At 73.7% G+C, this 5,378-nt stretch carries 5 protein-coding genes; all 5 read left to right on the top strand.

Going from position 1 to position 5,378, the window contains the following annotated elements:
* The first annotated feature begins 148 nt into the window (after positions 1-148).
* The 5 genes from aroC (at position 149) to ACFU5G_RS28920 (ending at position 5,297) form a co-directional block, all read left to right on the top strand.
* Positions 149-1,378: a chorismate synthase gene (gene aroC / locus ACFU5G_RS28940; protein ID WP_377252415.1), complete on the top strand. Its 1,230-nt coding sequence runs from the start codon at positions 149-151 to the stop codon at positions 1,376-1,378.
* Between the two features lie 53 nt (positions 1,379-1,431).
* Positions 1,432-2,016 (top strand): shikimate kinase, encoded by a 585-nt coding sequence (locus ACFU5G_RS28935; RefSeq protein ID WP_377252418.1) that lies wholly within the window; start codon positions 1,432-1,434, stop codon positions 2,014-2,016.
* Positions 2,013-3,170: a 3-dehydroquinate synthase gene (aroB, locus tag ACFU5G_RS28930; protein WP_377252413.1), complete on the top strand. Its 1,158-nt coding sequence runs from the start codon at positions 2,013-2,015 to the stop codon at positions 3,168-3,170. The genes ACFU5G_RS28935 and aroB overlap by 4 nt, the downstream gene beginning before the upstream one ends.
* 136 nt (positions 3,171-3,306) lie before the next feature.
* Complete coding sequence (locus tag ACFU5G_RS28925) at positions 3,307-4,353, top strand: hypothetical protein (RefSeq protein WP_377252411.1); 1,047 nt, start codon at positions 3,307-3,309, stop codon at positions 4,351-4,353.
* A gap of 200 nt (positions 4,354-4,553) precedes the next feature.
* Positions 4,554-5,297, top strand: a complete 744-nt coding sequence (locus tag ACFU5G_RS28920; RefSeq protein WP_377252409.1) for an excalibur calcium-binding domain-containing protein — start codon at positions 4,554-4,556, stop codon at positions 5,295-5,297.
* The last annotated feature ends 81 nt before the right edge of the window (positions 5,298-5,378 follow it).

The following is a 5,378-nucleotide window of genomic DNA, read 5'->3' as shown; positions in this document are numbered from 1 at the left end:
AGAGTGCACATTGTGCACTCTCCGTTACCTCCTCGGGAGCAACATGTTCACCCCGCGCGACACGCCGAAGCCCGGGTGCCGCGACCTTCGGTGTGTCGCCCACCGGACCGGTGCGCCGACCTCGTCACGCGCGTGAAACAATCCGACCATGCTGCGTTGGTTGACATCGGGTGAGTCGCACGGTCCTGCTCTCGTGGGCGTGATGGAGGGTCTGCCCGCCGGGGTGGAGCTGACCACGTCCGACATCCAGGGTGCGCTCGCGCGCCGCCGCCTCGGCTATGGCCGCGGCGCCCGGATGAAGTTCGAGCAGGACCAGGTGCGGGTGCTCGGCGGGCTGCGCCACGGCCTCACGCAGGGCGGGCCGCTCGCGATCGAGATCGCGAACACCGAGTGGCCCAAGTGGACCGACGTCATGTCGGCCGACCCGGTGCCCGCAGACGCGCTCCTGGTCGACGCCGGCACCGGTGACGAGCGCGAGGTGGCCCGCAACCGACCGCTGACGCGCCCGCGTCCCGGGCATGCCGACCTGATCGGCATGCGCAAGTACGGCTTCGAGGACGCGCGGCCCGTGCTGGAGCGCGCGTCGGCCCGCGAGACCGCGGCCCGCGTGGCGCTCGGCGTCGCCGCCGCGAAGTTCCTCGAGCAGGCCCTCGGCATCCGCCTGGTGTCGCACGTCGTCGCGATCGGCGAGGTCGAGGCGCCCGACGACGCCGCGCTGCCCACGCCCGACGACGTCGCCGCGCTCGACGCCGACCCGGTGCGCTGCTTCGACGCGGCGTCCGCCAAGCTCATGGTCGAGGAGATCGACCTGGCCAAGAAGGACGGCGACACCCTCGGCGGCGTGGTCGAGGTGCTGGCCTACGGCGTGCCGTCCGGCCTGGGCACCTACGTGCAGGGCGACCGCCGCCTCGACGCGCGCCTGGCCGCGGCCCTCATGGGCATCCAGGCGATCAAGGGCGTCGAGGTCGGCGACGGCTTCCGCACCGCGCGCCGCCGCGGCAGCGCCGCCCACGACGAGATCGTCCGCGGCACCGCGCCCGACGGGCGCCCCGGCATCGAGCGCACCACCAACCGCGCCGGCGGCATCGAGGGCGGCATGTCGAACGGCGAGATCGTGCGCGTGCGCGCCGCGATGAAGCCCATCTCGACCGTGCCCCGAGCGCTGCCGACCGTCGACACCGCCACCGGAGATCCGGTCACGGCCCACCATCAGCGGTCCGACGTGTGCGCGGTGCCGCCCGCCGCCGTCGTCGCCGAGGCGATGGTCGCGCTCACCCTGGCCGAGGCCGCCGTCGAGAAGTTCGGCGGCGACTCCGTGGCCGAGGTGCGGCGCAACCTGGACTCCTACGTGGCCGCCATCCCGGAGCTGCTGCAGTGACGGGCGCGATCAGCAGGACCGGCGCGTCCGGCACGACCCGCCCGGTCGCCGTCATGATCGGGCCGCCCGGCTCCGGCAAGTCGAAGGTGGGCCGCACGCTCGCCGCAGGCCTCGGCGTCACGATCCGCGACACGGACGCCGACATCGAGGCGCACGCGGGCAAGCCCGTCAGCGAGATCTTCGTGGACGACGGCGAGCCGCACTTCCGCGAGCTCGAGTCGGCGGCGGTGCTGGCCGCGCTGACCGAGCACGACGGCGTCGTGTCGCTCGGCGGCGGCGCCGTCATGAGCCTGACGACCCAGGCGGCGCTCACGCGGTACGCGGCCGCGGGCGGGCACGTCGTCTTCCTCGACGTGCCGCTGGCGGTCGCCGCCCAGCGCGTCGGCATGAACCAGGCCCGGCCGCTGCTGCTGGGCAATCCGCGCGCGCAGTGGCAGAAGCTGATGAACGAGCGACGGCCCACCTACGAGCGGCTCGCGACGCTGACGATCGTCTCCAGCGACCGGCCCGGCGAGCAGGTCGCGGCGGAGATCATCGAGGCGCTCGGCCTGGAGCTGCGCGTCCCCGAGCTCTCGGACCCGAAGCGGGCCGAAGAGCACGACCAGCCGGAGAACAACACGGAGGAGAACCAGTCGTGAGCACGGACAGCGCCCCCACCCGGATCACCGTCCGGGGAGAGGCGCCCTACGACGTCGTCATCGGCCGGCACCTGCTGGCCGAGCTGCCGGGCCTGGTGGGCGAGGCCGCCAAGGTCATGGTGATCCATCCGGCCGCGCTGTCGGCGACGGCGGACGCGATCGCCGAGGACCTCAAGGCCTCCGGCTACGAGGCCTTCGTCGCGGAGGTGCCGGACGCCGAGTCGGCCAAGACGCCGCAGGTCGCGGCGTTCCTCTGGGGCCTGCTGGGGCAGCTCGACTTCACGCGGTCGGACGCGATCGTCGGCGTCGGCGGGGGAGCGACCACCGACCTCGCCGGGTTCGTGGCGGCGACGTGGCTGCGCGGCATCCGCGTGGTGCACGTGCCGACCACGCTGCTGGCGATGGTCGACGCCGCCGTGGGCGGCAAGACGGGCATCAACACGTCCGAGGGCAAGAACCTCGTGGGCGCGTTCCACCCGCCGGCCGGTGTGCTGTGCGACCTGGCGGCGCTCGGCTCGCTGGACAAGTGGGACCTCGTGGCGGGCCTGGCCGAGGTGGTCAAGACCGGCTTCATCGCCGACCCGGTGATCCTCGACCTGGTCGAGGCACACGTCGACGAGCTGCGGAACTGGGCCGGCGCGAACGCCACCGACGAGACCTGGGCCGTCGTGGCCGAGCTCGTCGAGCGGTCGGTCCGGGTCAAGGCCGACGTCGTGGGCGAGGACCTCAAGGAGGCCGGCCTGCGCGAGATCCTCAACTACGGGCACACGCTGGGGCACGCGATCGAGCTCGTCGAGCGCTACCAGTGGCGCCACGGCGCCGCGGTCAGCGTGGGCATGATCTTCGCCGCCGAGCTCGCCCGGATGGCCGGCAAGCTGCCCGACGACGTCGCCGACCGGCACCGGTCGATCCTCGACTCGCTGGGGCTGCCCGTGCACTACCGCGGCGACCGCTGGGACCAGCTCCTGGCCGCGATGCGCCGCGACAAGAAGGCCCGCGGCGACCTGCTCCGCTTCGTGGTGCTGGACGACGTCGCCAAGCCCGTGCGCCTGGAGGGCCCCGACCCGACGCTGCTCGCCGCGGCCTACGCCGAGGTGTCCAAGGAGCCTCCGACCAGGGGCCCGGGCACCCCGGTCACGCTGACACTGGGCTGAGCGCGGTTGCTGGTGTAGCCGCCCCCTTCGAGGCCTAAGTTTCTTCGCTTTGACGTGGCTCAAAGCGAAGGAACTTAGGCCTCGAAGGGCAGCGAGAATCGAAGCGCAGGGGCGAATCGGACATTAGCCTCAGCACATGACCTCCGATCCCGGCTTCCGGGCCGCACGCAAGGCCGGTGCGCAGGGCGCGTTCCGGCTGTTCTTCCCGCCGCTGTTCCTCCTCGGCTTCGTGGTCCTCTTCGTGGGCCCGTTCTCGTCCGGCGACAGGTCCGGCGTGTCGACGCCGTTCGTCGTCGTGGCGGCGATCGCCGGCGTGATCGTGCTGCTGACCTTCGTCCGCGGCGCCCGGCGCTGGGCACGCAACCGAAGCGCCTGGTCCAGGGCAGCGCGTGGGGCGGTGTCGCTGACGCTCCGCGGCGAGGCCGTGGCCGTGGAGCGGAAGGTGTCGGGCCGGCCCATGCGCACGGTCGTGGTCGAGCACCGCGGCAACCGGCAGTACCTGCACCTGCTGTTCGCGCCGGGTGCGCCGGTCCAGATCATGGGTCCCGGCTGGGTGACGGTCGAGTTCTTCGCCGGGGACGACGCCGAGGGCCCGGCGCGGCTGCTCCTGCCCGACGGCCGCACGCTGTGGGCGTTCTCCGCCCGCCTCGGGGCGGTTGCCGTCGAGCTGCGGCCCCGCGCACGACGATCCTCCGACACGGCAACGGTCGGCATCAGCGACGACGGTGGTGGCCTCATGGTTCCCGCTGTTGTGGTCCCCGGCCTCGACAGCGACCACGGCCGGGGCGACGACCGCGGGCGGGGCGACGACCGGCCCGGCGACCCGGACCCGTCACCGTCCGCGACGGAGAACGGTGGTTCGTCGAACACCGGGTCCTCGGACTCCGGGTCCTCGAACGCCGGGTCGTCGGGTGCCGTTTCCGCCGGTCCCGTTGCCGCCGGTGCCGCGGCGTCGACCGCGGTGTGGGCCGGCGGCGACGGCTGGACCGGAGGCAGCTCCTGGGGCGGCGACCCGACCTGGTCCGGCTCGGACGGCGCCGGTGGTGGCGGAGGCGGGCACACCGGTGGCGGTTCGGACGGCGGGGGCGGCGGCTGGTTCGGCGGAGGTGACTCCAGCGGCTGGTCGGGCGGCGACTCCGGCGGCGGTGGCGACTCGGGCGGCGGCGGTGGCGGCGGCGACTAGGGGTGGCGGCCGTTCCTGAGGGCACCGCCAGCCTCAGCCGCAGCCGGCCCGCGGCGGCGACTAGGGCCCCGGGCTGGGGGATAACTGGGTGATCTTGTCCTATTTTCTGTGCAATCCGGGAGGCCCAGTGCCTACGGTCGAGGGGCAGGGGTGGACAGCGCGCGTGGCGCGGCCGCGTGCCGACCGGAAGGTGCCCCGTCATGCGCAGGATCTACAACCCCCCACCCGGCTGGCCGGTCCCGCCCACGGACTGGAACCCGGATCCCGACTGGCAGCCCAACCCCGACTGGTCCGTGCCCGCCGGCTGGCGGCTGTGGGTGGACGTCCCGGACACGGCCCTGATCGGCACGGACGCGGTGGCCGTCGCCGTCTCCGACGAGGAGGACGCCTCGCCGCGCACTCGTCGCCCGTGGCGGGTGGTCGGCTGGCTCGCGACCGCGGTCGTGGCGTTCGTCTTCGGCATCAACGTCGGCGACGGAGATCAGGGCGGGTCCGCGATCGGCGGGGCTGAGGCATCGGCGTCTGCCTCCGCCTCTGCGGCAGCCGCGGCAGTCGCGGAGGAGCGCGCGGAGCTGGAGAGCGAACAGGCCGCGCTCGCCGAGGCCCAGACGGCGCTGAAGGCCGACCGGAAGGAGCTCAAGGCGCGCGCCTCCGCCGTCGCGAAGCAGGAGGACAAGGTCGACTCGCGGGAGTCCGACGTCGCGGACCGCGAGGCGGCCGTCGAGGCCGCGGAGGCCGCCGGCATCGCGGGCGGGGGCGCGGCGGACGGTGGGTCCGGCGGTGGGTCCGGCGACTCGACCGGCACCGCGGACGACACCACGGACACGACCTACTACGAGAACTGCGACGCGGCCCGGGCCGCGGGTGCCGCACCCGTGCACAGGGGTGATCCGGGCTATGCATCGCACCTGGACCGGGACGGCGACGGCGTCGGCTGCGAGTGAGGTCGGCAGTTTGCCCCGCAGACTCGGCAGTTTGCCCCGCAGACTCGGCAGTTGGCATCGAGGTCGGCACAGCCCTGTGCC

Source organism: Promicromonospora sp. NPDC057488, assembly GCF_042802395.1.
Lineage (GTDB): Bacteria > Actinomycetota > Actinomycetes > Actinomycetales > Cellulomonadaceae > Promicromonospora.
Note: the sequence above shows the minus strand (reverse complement) of the source record. Positions and strands in the feature narration are given on the sequence as shown.